The organism is Brevibacterium rongguiense (assembly GCF_009857845.1).
GTDB classification, from domain to species: domain Bacteria; phylum Actinomycetota; class Actinomycetes; order Actinomycetales; family Brevibacteriaceae; genus Brevibacterium; species Brevibacterium rongguiense.
In genome coordinates this window covers 1-16,319 of record NZ_WWEQ01000034.1, presented here as the reverse complement: position 1 = coordinate 16,319, position 16,319 = coordinate 1, and the positions used below count along the sequence as shown (strand labels likewise).

Sequence of the window (16,319 nt, the reverse complement as noted above, 5' to 3'; positions counted from 1 at the left end):
CCCGCGGCAGGCCGCACCGGGGCTCCGCACCCGCCCCGGGGGCGTCCCGGCCGCGCGGATCGTGGCCGTTGGTCCCGCCGGCCGAGCCGGGGGCGGGGCGCCCCGGCTCGGCCCGAGGGCAGGGCGGGCGCGCCGGCTCAGCCCAGGGTGGGCTTGATCTGGCGGACCCGGTCGAGCAGCCCGTTGAGGAACTTGGGCGTGTCGTCCGTCGAGTACTGGCGGCCCAGCGAGACCGCCTCGTCGATCGCGACGACGTCGTCGACCTCGTCGTTGTAGAGCATCTCCCACAGGGCGATCCGCAGCAGCGCGCGGTCGACGGCCGGCAGGCGGTCGAGCGGCCAGTCGTAGGAGTAGGTCTCGACGAGCTCGTCGATCTCCGCGCGGCGGGCCACGACGCCGTCGACGATCTCCACCGCGTAGGGCTTCATGGGGTAGTCGGGATCCCCGGAGCGCTCGCGCAGCAGCTCCGCCTCCGGCATCGCCCGCTGCTCGGACTCGAAGAGGATCTCAAGCGCGCGGCGGCGCGCCCGGCTGCGGGAGCTCACTCCTTGACGCGGCCGAGGTAGTCGCCGGACCGCGTGTCGACCTTGACCTTGGTGCCCTCCTCGAGGAAGAGCGGCACCTGGATCTCGTAGCCGGTCTCGAGGGTGGCCGGCTTCGAGCCGCCGGTCGAGCGGTCGCCCTGCAGGCCGGGCTCGGTCGTGGCGATGGTGAGCTCGACGCTAGGCGGCAGCTCGATGTAGAGCGGCGTGCCGTCGTGGAAGGCGAGCTGGACGAGCTGGTTCTCGAGCATGAAGTTCGCGGCATCGCCGACGAGCTCCGGCGAGATGCTCACCTGGTCGTAGTCCTTCGCGTCCATGAAGACGTAGTCGGTGCCGTCGTTGTAGAGGTACTGCATGTCGCGGCGGTCCACGTTGGCGGTCTCGACCTTGGTGCCCGCGTTGAACGTCTTGTCGATGATCTTGCCCGACAGCACGTTCTTCAGCTTCGTGCGCACGAAGGCGGGGCCCTTGCCCGGTTTCACGTGCTGGAACTCGAGCACCTGCCACAGCTGGCCCTCGATGTTGAGCACGACGCCGTTCTTGAGGTCATTGGTCGTTGCCACGAATCGCTTCCCTTGCTTCCATCGTCGAAGCGGCGCCGCCGAGGTGCCGGCGGGGCCGCGCTGTCGCGCGCGGGGCGGGGCCCGCGCGCATCGGGTGAATCCTATCAGCGGGCGCGGGGCGCCCGGCCCCGCTCGGCCGGGCCCTGATCGGCCGGGCCCCCTCGGCCCGGTCCCGCTCAGCCCAGGCGGGTGACCGGCGCCTCGGTCCCGATCGCCTGGTAGGCCGTGAAGAGCAGGGAGGTATCGGGCACCTCGACGACGGCGGGCCTGGCGAGGTCCTCGAGGACGACGAAGCGCAGGAGGCTGCCCCGGGCCTTCTTGTCCCGGCGCATCGTGTCGAGCAGCTGGGGCCACTTGTCCGCGCGGTAGTTGGTGGGCAGGCCGAGCTTGGTGAGGATGGCCCGCTGCCGGTCGACGACCGCGGGATCGAGGTTCTTCACCATCGTCGAGAGCTCGCCGGCGAACATCATCCCGGCCGCCACCGCCGCCCCGTGGCGCCACTGGTAGCGCTCGGCGCGCTCGATCGCGTGGCCCAGCGTGTGGCCGTAGTTGAGGATCTCCCGGCGGCCGGCCTCGCCGAAGTCCTCGGAGACGACCGCGGCCTTCACCGCGATCGTGCGCTCGATGATCTCGCGCAGCACGGGCGAGTCGTGGCGCGCGAGCTCCGCGCGGTCCGCGCCCTCGATGAGCTCGAGGATCGCGGGGTCGGCGATGAAGCCGCACTTGACCGCCTCGGCGAGCCCGGTGAAGAGCTCGTGCTCCGGCAGGGTCGCCAGCACGTCGGTGTCGACGAGGACCCCCGCGGGGGCGTGGAACGCGCCCACGAGGTTCTTGCCCTCGGCGGTGTTGATGCCGGTCTTGCCGCCCACGGCCGCATCGACCATCCCGAGCACGGTCGTGGGGATGTTGACGTAGCGGATGCCGCGCAGCCAGGTCGCGGCCACGAAGCCGCCGAGGTCCGTCACGGCTCCCCCGCCCACGCACACGATCGCGTCGCTGCGGGTGAAGTCGCTCTGGCCCAGGATCTGCCAGCAGAAGCCCGCCACCTGGATGTGCTTGGCCTCCTCGGCGTCCGGGATCTCCGCGGCCAGCGCCTCGTAGCCGGCGGCGGCGAGGTCCTCGCGCACGACCTCGCCGGTCGAGCGCAGCGCGCGCGGGTGGACGACGAGGATCCGGTGGACCCGCGGGCCCAGCAGGCCCGGCAGCTCCCCCATGAGGCCCGAGCCCACCTTCACCGGGTAGTCGCCCCCGGCGCTCACGTCGATCGTCGTGGTCACCATCGTTCCTCCTCGCTGCCGGGCCCGGGCGCGCTGCCCGGGCCGGGATCGCCGTGCGGGGCCGCGGCCGCGGCCTCGTCCCTGCGGTATGCGCCGAAGCGCGCGTAGTCCTCCGCCCGCTGCAGGCCCGTGAGCACGTCGACGATGCGGTTGACGATCGTCGCCGGCGGCGCGCTGCTGGCGGGCACGGTGAGCGTGGCGACCGCGTCGTAGAGCTCGGCGCGCTCATCGGCGATGGACTTCCAGCGCTCGACGGGGTCCGCGTCTCCCGCCAGCAGCGGGCGCTTCGAGCCGCCCAGCCGCGCGGCCGCGGTCGCCGCGTCGATATGGATGTTGACCACCCGGATGGCGGGGTGGCGCAGCTGGGCGCGGGTGCCCGGGTTGAGGATCGCACCGCCGCCCAGCGAGACGACGCCGGGGCGCTCGAGCAGGCCGGAGAGGGCGCGGCGCACCGCGGCGCGCTCGAGTTCGCGGAACCGGGCCTCGCCGCGCTGGGCGAAGATCTCCGGGATGGGCCCGTGGGCCGCGGCGACGACGGCGTCCGTGTCGACGAGGCGCAGGCCGAGCCGGTCGGCGAGCAGCCGGCCGATCGTCGACTTCCCCGCGGCGGGCGGGCCGACGAGCGCGATGCGCGATTCGGCGGCCGGAACGGGTTTGAGCGGCGGCGCCGGCCGCGGCACCGGCGAGTCCGCGGAGCTCATCGCGGCGGCAGCAGCGACGGGTCGGCGGCGGCGAGGTAGGACTCGAGGTTGCGGCGGACCTCGCCGACGCTGTCGCCGCCGAACTTCTCGAGCACGGCCTCGGCGAGCACGAGGGCGACCATCGCCTCGGCGACGACCCCGGCGGCGGGCACCGCGCACACGTCCGAGCGCTGGTGGTGGGCGCGGGCGGGCTCGCCGGTGGAGACGTCGATCGTGTCGAGCGCGCGCGGGACGGTGGCGATCGGCTTCATTGCGGCGCGCACCGCGAGGCGCTCGCCGGTGGACATGCCGCCCTCGGTGCCGCCGGCCCGGTTGGAGCGGCGGCCGACTCCGGCGGCGGCCGGCTCGATCTCGTCGTGGGCGGCGGAGCCGCGGCGGGCGGCGGTGGCGAACCCGTCGCCCACCTCGACGCCCTTGATGGCCTGGATGCCCATGAGCGCTGCGGCCAGGCGCGCGTCGAGGCGGCGGTCCCAGTGCACGTGGGAGCCGAGTCCCACGGGCACGCCGTCGGCGATGATCTCGACCACGCCCCCCAGCGTGTCGCCGTCCTTGCGGGCCGCGTCGACCTCGGCGACCATCGCGGCGGAGACCTCGGCATCGAAGCAGCGCATGGGGTCGGCGTCGAGGGCAGCGACATCGCCGATCCCCGGACGCGGGCGGTCGCGGCCTGCGTCGACGGACCCCACCGCCACGGTGTGCGAGAGCACGGTGATGCCCAGCTCGCCCAGGAACTTGGCGGCGACTGCGCCCAGTGCCACCCGCATCGCGGTTTCGCGGGCCGAGGCGCGCTCGAGGATGGGCCGCGCCTCGTCCCAGTCGTACTTGAGCATGCCCACGAGGTCGGCGTGGCCGGGGCGCGGACGGGTGAGGGGGGCGCTGCGGGCCTGGCCCGCGAGCTCGTCTGCCGCGACGGGGTCCGCGCTCATGACGGTCTCCCACTTGGGCCACTCGGAGTTCGCGACCTCGATGGCGACCGGGGAGCCGAGCGTCTGGCCGTGGCGGATCCCGCCGAGCAGGCGCACCGCATCGGCCTCGAACTTCATGCGCGCGCCGCGCCCGTAGCCCAGCCGGCGCCGGGCGAGGGCGGCGGAGACGTCCGCGCTCGTGACGGGCACGTGGGAGGGCATGCCCTCGACGATTCCGACGAGCGCCTCACCGTGCGACTCGCCCGCAGTCAGCCATCTCAACATTCCATCAACTCTATAAGACGGCCGGGCCGAGGATCACCGCGGCCCAGGCGCCGACGAGCATGTGCGGACCGTACGCGATCGCGGCGCCGCGCCGCGGGCCCCGGCGCAGCCGCGCGGTGAGCAGCTGGCAGCACGCGCTGAGGTTCATCGCGATGAGCGCGATGAGCAGGCCGCCGAGCCCCGCGGTGCACGCGGCGAGGCCCACCGGGAGGGCGAGTTTGACGTCTCCCATTCCGATTCCCGTGCGCCCCGCGAGCGCGCCGGCGATGTTGACGGCCGCGAAGAAGACGAGCAGGAGCAGCGCGCCGAGCAGCCCGTCCACCGCCGGTGCCGCGGCCCCGGCCCACCCGGCGCCCGGGGGCGCGGGCACGAGTGCGCCGCACACCAGCGAGACGGCGAAGAGGAGCAGGCAGCCGCCGGCGAGCGGCAGCACGATGCGGTTGGGCAGCCGGCGGGTGGACGAGTCGATCCAGCACAGCCACCCGGTGGCCCCTGCGAGCAGGCCCAGCGCCGCGAGGATCGGCGCATCGGCCCAGGTTCCGCTCAGCGCGGCGGGGGCGATGAAGCCCGCGAGCCAGGCCACGACGAGTCCCACCGCGCCCAGGGTGAATGTCACAAGGCCGCCCGGGCGCTGCCCCGGGCCCAGGCCGCGCAGCAGGCGCAGGGCGGCCTCCGAGGCGAGCAGGGCCGGCAGGCGCCGCCAGATCCAGGCGCTCACGAGCAGGGCGGGCACCGTGGTGAGCGCGAGGCTCGCCGCAAGCGGCACGGCCGTGGTCATGCAGCACCCCCTCCGAGCGTCCGGCGGCGTCGGGACCAGGCTACCGGGCGAGACCGTCCGGCGGCACGGCGCGTGCTGCGCGGGCGGCGCGGGCCAGCTCGCGTCCGGTGGCCTCGCGGGCGCGCTTCGCGACCTGGGCGGGCGTGCCCGCATCGACGAGCCGCCCGCCCTGGGCGCCGGCTCCCGGGCCGAGGTCGACCACCCAGTCGCAGCCGGCGATGAGGCTGAGGTCGTGCTCGGCCAGCACGACCGTGGCACCGCGGTCGGCCAGCCTGTCGAGTTCGCCGCGCAGGCGCTGCACATCCGCCGGGTGCAGGCCGGCGGAGGGCTCGTCGAGCAGGCACACGGTGCCCCGAGCGCCGGTGCGCTGCAGCTCGGAGGCCAGCCGCACCCGCTGCGCCTCGCCGCCGGAGAGCTCGGCGGCGCTGCGGCCCAGTCCCAGGTAGCCCAGCCCGATGGCGTCGAGGGCACGCAGGCTGCGCAGGATCGCCGGCTCGGCCGCGAAGACCTCGAGCGCCTCGCTCACGCTCAGCGCCAGCACGTCGGCGATCGTGAGCCCCTGCCAGCGCACCTCGAGCGTCTGCGGGGCGTAGCGCGAGCCGCGGCAGGCGGGGCACAGGGCGGAGCTGCCGGGCAGGAAGACGAGCTCGACCTCGATCTCGCCCGCGCCCTCGCATTCGGGGCAGTGTCCCTGCGCCACGTTGAAGGAGAAGCGCCCCACGCCCCAGCCGCGCGCCCGTGCCTGTGGGGTGGCGGCGAACAGGCGCCGGACCCGGTCGAACAGACCCGTGTAGGTGGCCAGGCACGAGCGGGGCGTGCGCCCGATGGGCTGCTGGGAGATGTGGACGACCCGCGCGATATCCGCGGCGCCGGAGACGGAGCCCAGCTCGACGGGCGGCGCGTCCTCGGGTGCGGCGCCGAGCGCGGCGGCCAGCGCGTACTGCACGAGCGTGGTCTTCCCGGCGCCGGACAGGCCGGTCACGGCGGTGAGGCTGCCCCGCGGGATCCGCAGCACCTCGACGTCCAGGGTGCGGCACCGGACGTCGGCGAGCTCGAGCCAGCCGCTCGGCCTCCGCGCGGTGGGCGCGCCGGGCGCCCCGGTGGCCCCGGCGTCCTGGGTGAGGGCGAGCGGCTCGGCGGCCAGGTGGCTGGCGGTGGCGGAGCCGGGGGTGCCGGGCAGCCGCGCGGCGGGCCCGGAGAAGACGATGGTTCCGCCCTCGCCGCCGGCCCCGGGGCCCACGTCGACGATCCAGTCGGCCTGGGCGACGAGGCCCATGTCGTGCTCGACGAGGAGCACCGAGTTGCCGTCCGCGACGAAGGAGGCGAACATCTCGCCGAGCACCGCGCGCTCGGCGGCGTGCAGCCCGGCGGAGGGCTCGTCGAGGACGTAGGCGACGCCGTAGAGGCCCGAGCGCAGCAGCGCCGCCATGCGCAGCCGCTGGAGCTCACCGGTCGACAGGGTGCGCGCGGGCCGGGCCAGGGCAACGTGGCCGAGTCCCAGGCGCACGACGGCGTCGAGCACGGGGCGCATGGAGGCGAGCAGCAGGCGCTCGGCCTCCTGCTCGGGATCCGCGGCGCTGCCGCCGAGCGCCTCCTGCAGCCGCGCGGCGCGCGCAGCGAGGACGGTGGACAGTTCGGCCGAGGGCAGCTCGGCCAGCTCCCAGATCGCCCGGTCCAGGTAGCGCACGCGCAGGGCATCGGCGCCCAGCCGGTGGCCGTCGCAGGCCGGGCAGGTGCGCTGGGCGAAGAAGCGCAGGGCGCGCCGGCGCGTCGACTCCGCCTTGGTGTCCGCCACCGTCTTGCGCAGGTAGCCCGCGACGGAGCGCCACTGGCCGCGGTAGTCGCGCTGGATCTTGTGCGGCTCGCGCTGGGGGCTCACAGTGACGACGGGCGTCTCGTCGGTGAAGAGGATCCACTCGCGGGTCTGGGCGGGCAGGCTGTCCCACGGCGCGTCGACGTCGACGCCGAGGGCCGCGAGGATGTCCCGGAAGTTCTTGCCCAGCCACGCGCCCGGCCAGGCGGCGACCGCGCCCTGCGCGATCGACAGCGAGCCGTCCGGGACCATCGAGGACTCGGTGGGCTCGAGCAGCACGCCGGTGCCGCTGCAGGCGGGGCACATGCCCTCGGCGGTGTTCGGCGAGAACATGTCCGAGGTGAGGCGGCCGCTGGCCAGTGCCGTGCCGCGCTCGAGCACATCGGCCGGGTGCTCGCCCACCCGGGAGAAGAGCAGGCGCAGGCCGTTGGACAGGTTCGTCATGGTCCCGGCCGTCGAGCGCGCCCCGCCGGCCGAGGTGCGCTGCTGCAGCGCCACCGTGGGGGGCATCCCGCGCACCTCCTCGACGCGGGGATCGACGGTCGAGCCGATGAGGCGGCGGGCGAACGGGGCCACCGATTCCAGGTAGCGCCGCTGTGCCTCCCCGTGGATGGTGCCGAAGGCCAGGGTGGACTTGCCGGAGCCGGAGACGCCGGTGAACGCGACGATCGCGCCGCGGGGGAATGCGACGCCGACGTCGCGCAGGTTGTGCAGCCGCGCCCCGCGCACCGTCACCGTGGACTCCGGCGCCGTGGACTCCGGCGCTGTGAACTCAGACTCCGTGGACTCAGACTCCGTGGACTCCGCCACCGAGCTCACGCCCCCCGCGCGGCGTCGAGCGTCGCGGTCATGGCGGCCTCGACGACGGCGGGGTCCGGGGCGGGCTCCCCGGCGGCGGCGGCGAAGGCGAGGAACTGGGCGACCGCCTGGCCCACGAGCATGCGGGTGCCGGGCACCAGCGCTCCCCCGCCGGCGGTCCAGGCGGCGGCCGCGGCGGCTGACTCCGGCGCGTAGGCGGCATCGAGGAGGACCGGCGGCACGGCACCGGGCCGTCCCGGGGCGGGCCCTCTGGGCGCCAGAGCGCCGGCGGGCAGGGTGGAGACCGTGACGGCCTCGCGACCAAGGGCAGCGTCGGTGAGGCCCGACTCAGCGGTCTCCGCCCCGAGTCCGCGGGCCCACAGCGCGAGCTCGCCGCGGGCGCGGGCATTGCGGGCGATGATGCGCAATCGCGGGGTGCCCAGCCCCACAAGCGCGAGCACCGCGGAGCGGGCCGTGGCGCCGCTGCCCACGACGGCGGCGGAGCGGGGGCGGCCGGCGCCGGCTGCGCGGAGTGCTGCGGCTATGCCCTCGACGTCCGTGTTGAGCACGCGCGCACCGCCGTCCCCGGCGGGCGCGCCCGCCGGCGGGCCGGTGCGCACCCACGTGTTGCCCACACCGGTCTGCGCCGCCGATTCGGCGAGCTCCCATCCGCGGGCGGCCGCGAGGCGCACGAGGGCGGACTTCAGCGGCATCGTGAGCGAGAAGCCCACGTGCGCGGTATCGGCGCCCAGCACCTCGGGCAGGGCGGCCTCGCCGACCTCGCGGCGGTCATAGCTCCAGTGCTCCCAGCCCAGCGCGGCATAGGCCGCCGCGTGCAGGCGCGGTGAGAGGGAGTGGGCGATCGGGCTGCCGAGCACTCCGGGGGCGGGCACGGCGGCTCAGCCGTCCTGGCCGGAGTTCGCGTCCGCGCTCTTCGTCGCGGCCGAGCGGTGCTCGCGCAGCCACGCCCGGTACTCCTCGACGTTCTTCTGGTGGTCCTTGTAGTTCGCGGCGAACTTCGTCTCCCCCGTGTCCGGGTTCGTCGCCACGAAGTACTGCCAGTCGCCCGTGGCGGGGTGCTGGGCGGCGCGCACGGTGTCCTCCCCGGGCGAGTTGATGGGCCCGGGGGGCAGCCCCTTGACCTTGTACGTGTTGTAGGGGCTCTTGCTCTTGCGCTGCTCGGCGGTGGTGGTGAGGTCCTCGCGGGCGCCGTGGATGTAGGCGACCGTCGAGTCGAGCTGGAGCATGCCGTTCGTCTGCGACTTCGACCCGAGCCGGTTGAGCAGGACGCGCGCGACCTTCGCGCGGGTCTCCTCATCGCCGCTGGCCTCGACCTGGATGATGCTCGCCAGGGTGAGGTAGCGGTTGGCGTCGTCGTTGTCGATGGCGAGGCTGTTGAGCTCGTCGCGGGTCTTGTTCACCATCGACTGGACGAGGTCCTTGGGGGTCGTCTTGGGATCGACGTCGTAGGTGGCGGGGAACAGGTACCCCTCGAGGCTGGGGGCTGAGACCTTGAGGCCGTAGTCGCGCGGCTTCTTCTTGTCGATCGCCGCGTCGACCTCGGCCTCCTTGAGCCCGGCCTTGACCATCGCCTGCTTGATCTTGACGAGCGTCGAGCCCTCCGGGATCTGCACCCGGTTCGCCGCGCTGGCCCCCTTGAGCGTGTCGATGGCCGCCTGCGCGCTCATGTGCTTCTTCATGGCGAAGTTGCCGGCCTGCAGCACGAGGTCCTCGTCCTTGACGATCTTGAGGAACGGGTCCGCGGACTTGATGACGTCCTCGTCCACGAGCTTGTTGGCGATCTGCTTGGCCGACATGGACGGCAGCACCTCGACGACGACCTCGCCCTCGCCGCCGCCCTCGTAGTCGCCGCCGCCGGCGAACAGGTCGCCGAACGCGCCCCTGGCGCCGGCGAATGCCGCGCCGCAGGCAACGAGGAGGACCACGACGGCCAGGGCGACGATGGCCACTGTGCGGCGCCTGCGCACGACGATCCGGCGCTGCTGGGCGCGCCGCTCGGCGCGGGTGAGCCCGTCGTCGGAGGTGAGTTCCTCGTGCAGGTTCACGTATCGTTTCCCCGATTCGGTTCGAAGGGCGTTCCCGCAGGTGAGCCGGTACGCTTTTCGTAATCTAGCGCGCTCTGGAGGATGAGCACGGCGGCCGCCGCGTCGACGCTCTCGCGCCTGTTCCGGCCATTCTTGCCAGCCGACTGTAGCATGCCGTGCGCCTGGGTCGTGGTGAACCGCTCGTCGACCAGCCGGACCGGCGCCAGGCGCCGTTTCGCGATGAGCTCCGTGAACTGCGCGGCGCTCGCGGCCGAGGCCCGGAGGTTCCCGTCGAGCGACCGCGGCTGGCCGCAGACGATCTCGATGGGCTCGTACTCCGCGGCCAGCTCCGCGAGCTGCCCGAGTGCCGGGCCGTCCCCGTCGCGCCGGTAGACCGTGGCGATCGGGGTCGCGAGGATCCCGTCGGGATCGCACGCGGCGACCCCGACGCGCACGCTGCCCACGTCGACGCCGAAGCGCCGCCCGCGGCGGAACGTCACACGGCCTCCCGGACCGCGGCGACCACGGCGTCGAGGGCCTCGCGGGCCTTCGACGCGTCCTTGCCGCCGCCCTGGGCGACGTCGGACTTGCCCCCGCCGCCGCCGCCCATGGCGGTGCTGGCGGCCCGCACGAGGTCGCCGGCGCGCAGGCCCCTGGCCTGGGCCGCGTCGTTGACCGCGACGACGACGCTGGGCTTGCCGTCGGCCTCGCCGACGGCGGCGATGACCGCCGGGTCCGTGCCCAGGCGCCCGCGCACGTCGAGCACGAAGGCCCGCACGTCCCCGCCGCCGGCCACCGGGCCCAGGGCGGTCGCCGAGGTGCGCACGCCGCCGATGTCCTGCGCGGCGGCCGCGGCGTCGGCCGCGGCCGAGAGCACCTTCTCCTGGTTGAGCTTCGCGATGGAGCGCTCGGCCTCGCGGATGCGCTCGAGCAGGCCCGAGACGCGCTCGGGGACGTCGGCGCCCGGCACCTTGAGGAGGTCGGACAGCGCCTGGACGATCGTGCGGTCGCGCGTGAGCGAGCGGAAGGCGTCCATGCCCACCCCCGCCTCGATGCGGCGGGTGCCCGAGCCCACGGAGGACTCGGAGACGATGGAGATGGGGCCCACCTCGGCGGTGCGGCTCACGTGCGTGCCGCCGCACAGCTCGCGGGAGAACGGTCCGCCGATGTCGACGACGCGCACGATCTCCGGGTACTTCTCGCCGAACAGCGCCATGGCGCCGGACTCGCGGGCCCGTTCGAAGGGCATGAACTCGTAGCTGACGTCGAGGTCGTCGCTCACGGCGGCGTTGGCCGCCTCCTCGATCTCCGCGCGGGTCTGGGCGCTCAGCGCCTCCGGGAACGAGTAGTCGAACCGCAGGTAGCCGGGCTGGTTGAGCGAGCCCGCCTGCACGGCGTTCGGGCCGAGGATCTCGCGCAGCGCGGCGTGGACGAGGTGGGTCGCCGAGTGCGCCTGCTCGGAGCCGCGCCGGTGCGCGGGGTCCACCTCGGCGCTGACGTCGGCCCCGACGCGCAGCTCCCCGTCGAGGATCTCCACGCGGTGGGCGGGCAGTCCCTTGAGCGGGCTCTGGACGTCCGTGACGCGGGCGGTGAACCCATCGCCGCGGATGATGCCGACGTCGGCGCGCTGGCCGCCGGCCTCGGCGTAGAACGGGGTGGTGTCGAGGACGACGTCGAGCGTGTCGCCGGGGCCCGCGACCTCGGCGGCGGCGCCGTCGCTGACGAGCCCGCGGATCCGGGCGCCGGAGGTGAGGTTGTCGTAGCCGACGAACTCGGTGCGCCCCTCGTCCAGGAGCGCGGTGAACGCGGAGAGGTCCGCGTGCTGCCCGCCCTTCTTCGACTTCGCATCGCGCTTGGCGCGCTGGCGCTGCTCGTCCATGAGCGAGCGGAAGACGCCCTCGTCGACGGTGACGCCGGATTCGGCCGCCATCTCGAGCGTGAGGTCGATGGGGAAGCCGTGCGTGTCGTGCAGGGCGAAGGCCACGTCGCCGCCGAGCGTGCCGCCGCGGCCCACCTCGTCGACGCTGCGGGCCAGCAGCTGGGTGCCGGACTCGAGCGTGCGCAGGAAGGCGGTCTCCTCCGCGTAGGCGATCCGCGAGATGCGGTCGAAGTCGCTTGCGAGCTCGGGATAGGAGGCCTGCATCGCGTCGCGCGAGACGGGCAGCAGCGCGGGCAGCACGGGCTCGGTGACCCCCAGCAGCCGCATGGCGCGCACCGCCCGGCGCAGCAGCCGGCGCAGGATGTAGCCGCGGCCCTCGTTGGCCGGCCGCACCCCGTCGCCGATGATGATGAGCGCCGAGCGCACGTGGTCCGCGACGACGCGCATGCGCACATCGTCGGCCTCGTTCGCGCCGTAGGCCTTGCCGGAGAGGTCGCTGGCCGCGGCGATGACGGGGTAGACCTCGTCGATCTCGTACATGTTCGCCACGCCCTGCTTGAGGAAGGCGACGCGCTCGAGGCCCATGCCGGTGTCGATGTTCTTGGCGGGCAGCTCGCCCTTGATGTCGAAGTCCGTCTTCGAGCGGACCTCGCCGAGCTCGAACTCCATGAACACCAGGTTCCAGATCTCGATGTAGCGGTCCTCGTCGGCCTCGGGGCCGCCCTCGAGGCCGTAGTCGGGCCCGCGGTCGAAGTAGATCTCCGAGCAGTAGCCGCCGGGGCCGGGCTGACCGGTGTGCCAGAAGTTGTCCTCGTTGCCGCGCTTCTGGATCCGCTCGAGCGGCACGGAGCTCTCCTCGCGCCACAGCCCGATCGCGTCCTCGTCGTCGCGGTGGACGGTGACCCACAGCAGCTGCGGGTCGAAGCCCAGTCCGCCCTCGGACTCCGGGGCGGTCAGCAGCTGCCAGGCGTAGCGGATCGCCTCGCGCTTGAAGTAGTCGCCGAACGAGAAGTTGCCGTTCATCTGGAAGAACGTGCCGTGGCGGGTGGTCTTGCCCACCTCTTCGATGTCCGCGGTGCGCACGCACTTCTGCACGCTCGTCGCGCGGTTGAAGGGCGCGGGCTCCCGACCGGTGAGGTAGGGGATGAACTGCACCATGCCCGCGATGTTGAACAGGATCGAGGGATCGCTGCTGATCACCGACGCGGAAGGGACCACCGCGTGGCCACGGGCCTCGAAGAACTCGAGCCACCGACGTCGGATCTCTGCCGTCTTCATTCCGCGGGTCTCCTAGTGAGCGTGCGTGCTGTGTGGGCGATGGTGCTGTGGGCGTGGCTGCCGTGGACGCGGGTGCGGCCGGCCGCCGCGAGACGGCTGGCCGGGCCGGGCCCGGCCCGCGGCAAGTCTAGTGGATCGCGCCCTGCCGCACGGGCCCGGTCTGCCCGCCGCTCCCCCGCGCCCGAGGTGCGGGCCGGGCGCTGCTGGGGGCCCGCGCCTCGGGCGCGGGAAACGCACACTGCCCGGGCCGCAGCGGCCCGGGCAGTGTGTGAGCGTGGAGCTCGCGGCGCTCAGCGCGAGTAGTACTCGACGACGAGCTGCACGTCTGCGGTCACGGGGACCTCTTCGCGCTTGGGGGTGCGCAGGTAGGTGACCTGGAGGGCGTCCAGGTCGACCTTGAGGTAGCCCGGCGCGGCGGGCAGGACCTCGGCGTTGCCACCGGCGGCCGCGACCTGGAACGGGTCCATCTGCACGGACTTCTCGTGCACGGACACGACCTGGCCCGGCTTCACGCGGAACGAGGGGCGGTCGACGCGCTTGCCGTCCACGGTGATGTGGCGGTGCACGACGAACTGGCGGGCCTGCTGGATGGTGCGGGCGATGCCGGAGCGCAGCACGATCGCGTCGAGGCGGCTCTCGAGGAGCGCCACGATGTTCTCACCGGTCATGCCGGGGAGGCGCTTGGCCTCCTTGAACGTGTTGAGCATCTGGGCCTCGCGGATGCCGTACTGCGCGCGCAGGCGCTGCTTCTCCTTGAGGCGGACGGAGTAGTCGCTGTCGTTGCGACGGCGGGCGCGGCCGTGCTCGCCGGGCGGGTACGGACGGCGCTCGAAGTACTTCTCTGCCTTGGGCGTCAGCGGGATGCCGAGCGCGCGCGACAGCCGGACCTGGCTGCGTGATGCGGACATGCGGAACCTTTCGGTGTGTTCTCAGTGCTCCGGGCGGGATCTGCGCCCGCACTGCCGCCGCGGCGCGGCCGCGAGCGGAGGTGGGGCGCGGTCTGGCTCGACCGGGTCCGGAGCCGTTGTTTCCCCGGATGGGAAAGAGGAGCGGCGGCGCGAGTTCGCCGCCGTCGACCGCCTTTAGGGTGCAGGCACAACAGCAGACAACTCTACCCTCCGAGGTGTGCGGCGGCAAACGGGCACGGGCGCGCGCAGTATGCGTGCACGGCGGACGGTCATGCGGGTTTCTGCGCGAGCCGCTGCGCGCCGGGCCGGGGCTTCGCGCGCTGCCAGTAGCATGGCCGAATGGACGATGGCGAGGACATCCGCGCTGCCCTGCGCGCCTTCATGGCCGCGCGGGAGTGGCAGCAGTTCCACACCCCGGCCAATCTCGCGAAGTCGGTGAGCATCGAGGCCGGTGAATTGCTCGAGTGCTTCCAGTGGGACGAGGAGCCCGACGCCGGCCGCGTGCGCGAGGAGCTGGCCGATGTGCTCACCTACGCCTACCTCCTCGCCGACCGGATCGGCGAGGACCCCCAGGACCTCATCGCCCGCAAGCTCGAGGTGACAGCGGAGAAGTACCCCGTGGAGCTCTCGCGCGGGAGGAGCACGCGCTATGACCGGCTTTGAGATCGAGCAGCGCGCGTTCGGCGAGCGCGAGGTGCTGCTCCTCGCCCAGGAGGGCGGCCGGTTCGCGAACTGGCCCGTTGTCTACACGCTCGGGGACGAGCGGCGGGTGTACGTCGGGGAGACGCTGCAGGCTGCCGCGCGCATGCAGCAGCATCTGAGGAACGATGCGCGCGCCGCCCTCACGGGCATGCGGATCATCCTCGACGACACGTTCAACAAGTCCGTGTGCCTCGATCTCGAATCGTTCCTCATCCAGATGTTCGCCGGGGACCAGAAGTACGAGGTGCTCAACCGCAACATCGGCGTCGTGGACTCGGACTACTACCGCCGCGCGGACTACCAGCCGAAGTTCGACGAGGTGTTCGAGGCGCTGCGCGCCCGCGGTGCGTTCGAGCGCAGCCGCCCGGAGATCGTCAACAGCGAGATGTACAAGCTCTCGCCGTTCAAGTCCCTCAACGCGGATCAGGCAGCCGCCGTCAACGACATCGTCGAGACGCTGCTGGCATCGCTCGCACAGGGCGCCGAGAGCGAATTCGTCGTCCGCGGGGAGCCCGGCACCGGGAAGACGGTCGTCGCCGTGTACTTGCTCAAGCTGCTGAGCGATATCGCGGCCTGGGCACCCGGTGAGGAGGTCGAGGCCGACGCCGTGCACGCGGAGTTCTTCACCGCGGCGGCGCGCGCGGCCCTCACCGGCCTCACCGTGGGGTTCGTCATCCCGCAGCAGTCGCTGCGCTCCTCGGTGCGCTCGGTGTTCCGCAAGACCCCGGGGCTCGCCGCGGAGATGGTCCTCTCGCCTTTCGATGTGGGCGAGGCCGACCGGGTCTACGACCTTCTCGTGGTCGACGAGACCCATCGCCTGGGGCAGCGCGCGAATCAGGCGTCGGGGCCGGCCAACAAGCGCTTCGCCGACATCACGGCGCGCCTGTTCGGCGCCGATGACCGCTCCAAGACTCAGCTCGACTGGATCCGCGCGCGCAGCCGGCACCGGCTCCTCCTGCTCGATGAGCACCAGAGCGTCAAGCCCGCCGACCTCAGCCCCGCGGATGTCGCGAAGCTGCTCAGGACCGCACGGGACAGCGGGCGGCTGCTGCGCCTGCGCACGCAGATGCGACTCGAGGCGGCCGGCGAATACGTCGACTACGTCCGGTCGGTGCTCAGCGGGGAGGACTGCGCTCCCCGCGACTTCGGCCGGTACGACCTGCGGTTCTTCGACAGCCTGCCCGCCATGGCCGCCGCGATCGACGCCCGCGAGCGCGAGCACTCCCTGGCCCGGCTCGTGGCCGGCTTCGCCTGGCCGTGGCGCAGCAAGACCCAGCGCACGGCGATCGACATCGAAGAACCGGGCTTCCGCCGGCAGTGGAACCAGACACCGGTGGACTGGATCGGCTCGCCGACGTCGAGTGGCGAGGTGGGATCCATCCACACCGTGCAGGGGTACGACCTCAACTACGCCGGGGTCATCATCGGCCGCGACATCCGCCTGGACCCGGCCAGCGGGCGCGTCTACTTCTCCCGCCGCGACTACTTCGACAAGAAGGGCAAGGAGAACAACCGCCAGCTCGGCATCACGTACTCCGATGAGGATCTGCTGCGCTACGTCATCAACATCTACGCGGTGCTCATGAGCCGCGGGATCCTCGGCACCTACGTCTACGTCTGCGATGAGCCGCTGCGCGAGCGCCTGCGCGCCTATTTCCCGCCGGCCCCGAATAGCCCCGGTCGATCAGGCCCCTGCCCCTAGGCCAGCCAGCGCGCCGTAGAGCGCGCGGTGGGCGCGGCGGTGCTCAGCGTAGGCGGCGTGCGCGCGCTCGGCGGGCGCGATGAGCGCGCGCCCGCCGCCCCCGGGCACAGGCGGTGCCGCCAGTGCCCCATCGGCACCCACCG

The 16,319-nt window shown here is 73.3% G+C and carries 14 protein-coding genes; 2 read left to right on the top strand and 12 right to left on the bottom strand.

The annotated features are described in order from the left end of the window. Nucleotides 1-137 precede the first annotated feature (137 nt). The 12 genes from nusB to rpsD form a co-directional block, all read right to left on the bottom strand. On the bottom strand, nucleotides 138-545 hold the full coding sequence (gene nusB, locus GSY69_RS08790; RefSeq protein ID WP_160953484.1) for a transcription antitermination factor NusB: 408 nt from the start codon (nucleotides 543-545) through the stop codon (nucleotides 138-140). Next, nucleotides 542-1,105 (bottom strand): elongation factor P, encoded by a 564-nt coding sequence (efp, locus tag GSY69_RS08785; RefSeq protein WP_160953483.1) that lies wholly within the window; start codon nucleotides 1,103-1,105, stop codon nucleotides 542-544. The genes nusB and efp overlap by 4 nt, the downstream gene beginning before the upstream one ends. A gap of 176 nt (nucleotides 1,106-1,281) precedes the next feature. Continuing rightward, on the bottom strand, nucleotides 1,282-2,385 hold the full coding sequence (gene aroB / locus GSY69_RS08780; protein ID WP_160953482.1) for a 3-dehydroquinate synthase: 1,104 nt from the start codon (nucleotides 2,383-2,385) through the stop codon (nucleotides 1,282-1,284). Next, on the bottom strand, nucleotides 2,379-3,083 hold the full coding sequence (locus GSY69_RS08775) for a shikimate kinase (protein WP_160953481.1): 705 nt from the start codon (nucleotides 3,081-3,083) through the stop codon (nucleotides 2,379-2,381). The genes aroB and GSY69_RS08775 overlap by 7 nt, the downstream gene beginning before the upstream one ends. Next, nucleotides 3,080-4,273 carry a chorismate synthase gene (gene aroC, locus GSY69_RS08770; protein ID WP_160953480.1) on the bottom strand — a complete coding sequence of 398 codons (1,194 nt, stop codon included), beginning with the start codon at nucleotides 4,271-4,273 and terminating at the stop codon, nucleotides 3,080-3,082. The genes GSY69_RS08775 and aroC overlap by 4 nt, the downstream gene beginning before the upstream one ends. Before the next feature lie 10 nt (nucleotides 4,274-4,283). Then, nucleotides 4,284-5,051, bottom strand: a complete 768-nt coding sequence (locus GSY69_RS08765) for a prepilin peptidase (RefSeq protein WP_160953479.1) — start codon at nucleotides 5,049-5,051, stop codon at nucleotides 4,284-4,286. Between the two features lie 40 nt (nucleotides 5,052-5,091). Then, entirely contained in the window at nucleotides 5,092-7,683 is a 2,592-nt protein-coding gene (locus GSY69_RS08760; protein WP_328698819.1) for an excinuclease ABC subunit UvrA, read from the bottom strand. Further along, entirely contained in the window at nucleotides 7,680-8,555 is an 876-nt protein-coding gene (locus GSY69_RS08755; RefSeq protein ID WP_160953478.1) for a shikimate dehydrogenase family protein, read from the bottom strand. Before GSY69_RS08755 ends, GSY69_RS08760 begins: the two co-directional genes overlap by 4 nt. Nucleotides 8,556-8,561: 6 nt before the next feature. After that, on the bottom strand, nucleotides 8,562-9,728 hold the full coding sequence (gene mltG, locus GSY69_RS08750) for an endolytic transglycosylase MltG (protein ID WP_328698818.1): 1,167 nt from the start codon (nucleotides 9,726-9,728) through the stop codon (nucleotides 8,562-8,564). After that, nucleotides 9,725-10,207, bottom strand: coding sequence for a Holliday junction resolvase RuvX (ruvX, locus tag GSY69_RS08745; protein WP_160953477.1), 483 nt, complete (start codon nucleotides 10,205-10,207; stop codon nucleotides 9,725-9,727). Before ruvX ends, mltG begins: the two co-directional genes overlap by 4 nt. Then, nucleotides 10,204-12,864 carry an alanine--tRNA ligase gene (alaS, locus tag GSY69_RS08740; RefSeq protein WP_160953476.1) on the bottom strand — a complete coding sequence of 887 codons (2,661 nt, stop codon included), beginning with the start codon at nucleotides 12,862-12,864 and terminating at the stop codon, nucleotides 10,204-10,206. Before alaS ends, ruvX begins: the two co-directional genes overlap by 4 nt. A gap of 290 nt (nucleotides 12,865-13,154) precedes the next feature. After that, entirely contained in the window at nucleotides 13,155-13,772 is a 618-nt protein-coding gene (gene rpsD, locus GSY69_RS08735) for a 30S ribosomal protein S4 (RefSeq protein ID WP_160953475.1), read from the bottom strand. Between the two features lie 339 nt (nucleotides 13,773-14,111). Here rpsD and GSY69_RS08730 point away from each other — a divergent pair, with 339 nt between their 5' ends. Further along, nucleotides 14,112-14,435 carry a nucleotide pyrophosphohydrolase gene (locus tag GSY69_RS08730; RefSeq protein WP_160953474.1) on the top strand — a complete coding sequence of 108 codons (324 nt, stop codon included), beginning with the start codon at nucleotides 14,112-14,114 and terminating at the stop codon, nucleotides 14,433-14,435. After that, complete coding sequence (locus GSY69_RS08725) at nucleotides 14,422-16,176, top strand: DUF2075 domain-containing protein (RefSeq protein ID WP_160953473.1); 1,755 nt, start codon at nucleotides 14,422-14,424, stop codon at nucleotides 16,174-16,176. The genes GSY69_RS08730 and GSY69_RS08725 overlap by 14 nt, the downstream gene beginning before the upstream one ends. Nucleotides 16,177-16,319 lie beyond the last annotated feature (143 nt).